The 3,265-nt window shown below is 38.0% G+C and carries 5 protein-coding genes and 1 pseudogene; all 6 read left to right on the top strand.

What is annotated here, in order from left to right; genetic code table 11:
• Positions 1-396 (top strand): phage antirepressor KilAC domain-containing protein (locus ACFINA_RS09395; protein WP_375615496.1); only part of this gene is annotated, 396 nt, incomplete at its 5' end.
• 12 nt (positions 397-408) lie between these two features.
• Complete coding sequence (locus ACFINA_RS09400) at positions 409-726, top strand: hypothetical protein (protein ID WP_375607537.1); 318 nt, start codon at positions 409-411, stop codon at positions 724-726.
• Positions 727-737: 11 nt separating this feature from the next.
• Positions 738-1,211, top strand: a pseudogene (locus ACFINA_RS09405) (hypothetical protein); the annotation flags it as partial.
• An 87-nt stretch (positions 1,212-1,298) separates the two neighbouring features.
• Positions 1,299-1,865, top strand: coding sequence for a hypothetical protein (locus ACFINA_RS09410; RefSeq protein ID WP_375614824.1), 567 nt, complete (start codon positions 1,299-1,301; stop codon positions 1,863-1,865).
• Positions 1,866-1,939: 74 nt separating this feature from the next.
• Positions 1,940-2,746 (top strand): ERF family protein, encoded by an 807-nt coding sequence (locus ACFINA_RS09415; protein ID WP_375615497.1) that lies wholly within the window; start codon positions 1,940-1,942, stop codon positions 2,744-2,746.
• 1 nt (position 2,747) lies between these two features.
• The coding region (locus tag ACFINA_RS09420; RefSeq protein WP_375615498.1) for a lambda exonuclease family protein at positions 2,748-3,265 on the top strand (518 nt) is incomplete at its 3' end.

Consider the following 3,265-nt stretch of genomic DNA (forward strand, 5'->3'; position numbering starts at 1 on the left):
TCAAGTCCAAAGGCTATGATTGGCTTTTTGAATTACCTACAAGGTCAAATAGATCAAAAAGACACCATCATTGAAGATTTAACACCAAAAGCCATGGCTCTTGAAAGCTTACAGCGCCATGATGGACTCTTCGGTCTTACAGAAGCCGCTAAAATACTCGAGATGCAACCAAAACAATTCATTCAATTCTTACAGCAAAAAGGTTGGGTTTACAGACGAGCAGCAGGTGGAAATTTGCTACCTTATCAAGACAAAATCCAAAAGCAACTTATGGATTGTCCAACTATCACACTTCAAACCGCAAATGGAATAGAAAAGGTCATTCCTTGCGCAAAAATCACCACAAAAGGTATGGGGCTGCTGTCTCAAGAGCTTAAAAGACAAAGCATGCATTAAGAGGAGGTTATTATGATAAAAAAGAAATATGAACTGACTGATGAGACAATTAAAGTTGATGGAAAAACTCTCTACCGCATACGTGCATTAAAGAATTTCGGAGATATTAAAAAAGGTGATCTTGGTGGCTTTGTAGAGACTGAAAGAAATCTTAGCCATGATGACAATTGTTGGGTTGGTGATGAGGCGTGGGTTTATGAAAATGCATATGTCTATGAAAACGCCAAGGTTTATGAAGATGCCGAAGTCTATAATAACGCAAAAGTTGGTGGTAATGCCATAGTAGCTGGCAAAACAGCATTTTATGGAAGTGATGCTATCTTAAGGTAGGGGCAAAAACCATGGAAAAGAAATACAAACTGACTGATGAAACAATTGAGTTTGATGGCAAAACCCTTCACCGTATTCGTGCTTTAAGGGATTTTGATGATGTTAAAGCAGATGACCTAGGCGGTTTTATACAAAAAGAAGACAATCTAAGTCATGATGGCAATTGCTGGATTGGGGATTATGCAAAAGTCTATGGTTATGCCAAGGTTTTTGGTGATGCTAAGGTTTACGAAAATGCACAAGTTTACGGTTATGCACATGTTTACGGCAATTCTCGTATTTATGGCAAAGCAGAAGTTTTCGATGAACCATGCATTTACGGTCATGCAGAAATTTACGGTGATGCATATATTTGCGGTGAACCTAGCGTTTTTGATAATGCAGAAGTTTATGGCAATGCACAAGTTTACGAAGAGCCATACATTTACGATAGGGCGCGTGTTTACGGCAATGCGCATGTTTACGGTGATGCGCATGTTTACGGTCATGCAGAAATTTACGGTGATGCATGTGTATGTTGGAACGATTGGATTGATGACGATAAAAGAATCTCAACTAGAGAAAAAAAACAGATGAAAAAATACGAACTTACTGATGAAATAAAAGAATTTTATGATGCAAGAACCGATAAAAGTAAAAAACTTTATCGCATACGTGCATTAAGAGATTTTAGAAATATTAAAAAAGGTTACTTAGGCGGCTATATACAAAAAGAAGACAACCTATCGCATGAAGGCGATTGTTGGGTTTGGCATAAAGCTATGGTTTATGGTGACGCTAAGATTTTCGGCAATGCACAAGTATTTGAATGCGCAGAAATTACAGGAAGGGCGCGTGTTTATGAAAATGCAAAAGTTTGCGGTGGAGCATATGTTGAATATGATGCACAAGTTTACGGCAATGCACAAATTTATGGTGAGGCTCGAGTTTTGGGCCATGTTTATGGCAATGCCCGTGTCTATGGAAATGCTTATATAAGTGATAAAGCACACATTTCCGGAAATATGAAAATTCTAGATGGAGTATATATTTTCGATAATGTAAATATTTCTGGTAATCTTGAAATTCGTGGACGCAATTCAATCATCTACGAAAGTGACTATTCAGCAAGCGATATAAGCTACATAAGCCGTTTCTAACACCGAAAAACCAACTTTTAAACACCAGCGTGATTCACGCCACGGGGGAATTGCGCGCAATGGAGGAAAGAAAAATGAATGAACAAAACACTAACTTAACAGAAGTAAACAAAACAAACGATTGTGAAGTTAAACCTACAGCTATGGAACTTATTTTAGAAAGAGCTCTAGAAAATGATGTTGATCTGGACCGTCTCAAGAGCCTTCTCGAATTGCGAGAAAAGGAGATAGAACGACAAGAGCGCCAAAACTTTGTCCGTGATCTTTCTGCTATGCAAATGGAATACAAAGATATCGAACAAAACGCCATTAATACACATACTAAAAGCCTCTATACAACGCTTGATAAATATATTGATGCTATCAAAGAACCTCTTGCAAAACATCACTTTGCCTTGTTCTCTCGTATCAAAGACCAGAGTTCAAATGACATAACTGTAGAAATGACTTTAAAGCATATATCGGGCAATGAAATATCAACACAAGGAACATTTCCCATTGATGCTACAGGAAGCAAAAATAACACACAAGCGGTTGGTTCTACTATAAGCTACGCACGTAGATATCTCTTAGGCATGCTTCTTAATGTTGCAAGAAAAGAAGACGATACAGATGGAATAACACTTCTTGCGGGTATCTCTCCTGAACAGATGAATGAAATCAAAGAATTAATTAAAAAAACACAATCTGAAGAAAGTGGGCTTCTCTCTTTCATAGGAGTAAAAAATCTAAAAGATATGTCTTTTAAACAAGCACAAAACGCTTTGTTTGCTTTGAAAAAAAAGCAACGAAAGCAAATGAATAAAGCACAACAAGAGCAATTAGATGCACCTATACAAGATATTGAATATGCACCAACTCAACAACAAACGGCGGTGTGAGATGGAGCAAAGAACAGCAGAATGGTTTCAAGCGCGCTTAGGAAAAGTCACTGCTTCAAACGTTTACAACGTACTCAGTAAGACAGCAAAAGGTTTGCCTACAAGCAAATATGAAGACTACAAAACGAAACTCATGACAGAACGCTTAATAGAGGAAATAAGCCAATCTTATACAACACCTGCTATGCAATGGGGCATTGAACATGAAGAGAATGCCTTGAGAGAATATGAATTCATTTATGACGCAGAAGTCACAAGATGCGGGTTTATCCCACACCCCAAAATGGAAATGGCGGGAGCTAGTCCTGATGGGTTGATTGGAGAGGACGGTTTAATAGAAGTCAAATGTCCACAATCAACCACGCATTTGCGTTTTTTTATTTATGACGAAATCAAGCCCGAATATATCGCACAGATGCAATTCCAAATGGCATGCACTGGACGCAAATGGTGTGATTTCATGAGCTATAATCCAAACTTTGTAGGCAAATCTACTGGTTTGAGAATGAAAATCAAACG

Origin of the sequence: Bartonella sp. AC10YNML (genome assembly GCF_042196825.1) — a bacterium.
In the GTDB taxonomy this organism is placed as follows: domain Bacteria; phylum Pseudomonadota; class Alphaproteobacteria; order Rhizobiales; family Rhizobiaceae; genus Bartonella.

What these genes read in the sequence shown, in the direction of transcription:
- ACFINA_RS09415 (WP_375615497.1), top strand. Translation starts at nt 1,940, where the DNA reads ATGAATGAACAAAACACTAACTTAACAGAAGTAAACAAAACAAACGAT.
- ACFINA_RS09400 (WP_375607537.1), top strand. Translation starts at nt 409, where the DNA reads ATGATAAAAAAGAAATATGAACTGACTGATGAGACAATTAAAGTTGAT.
- ACFINA_RS09410 (WP_375614824.1), top strand. Translation starts at nt 1,299, where the DNA reads ATGAAAAAATACGAACTTACTGATGAAATAAAAGAATTTTATGATGCA.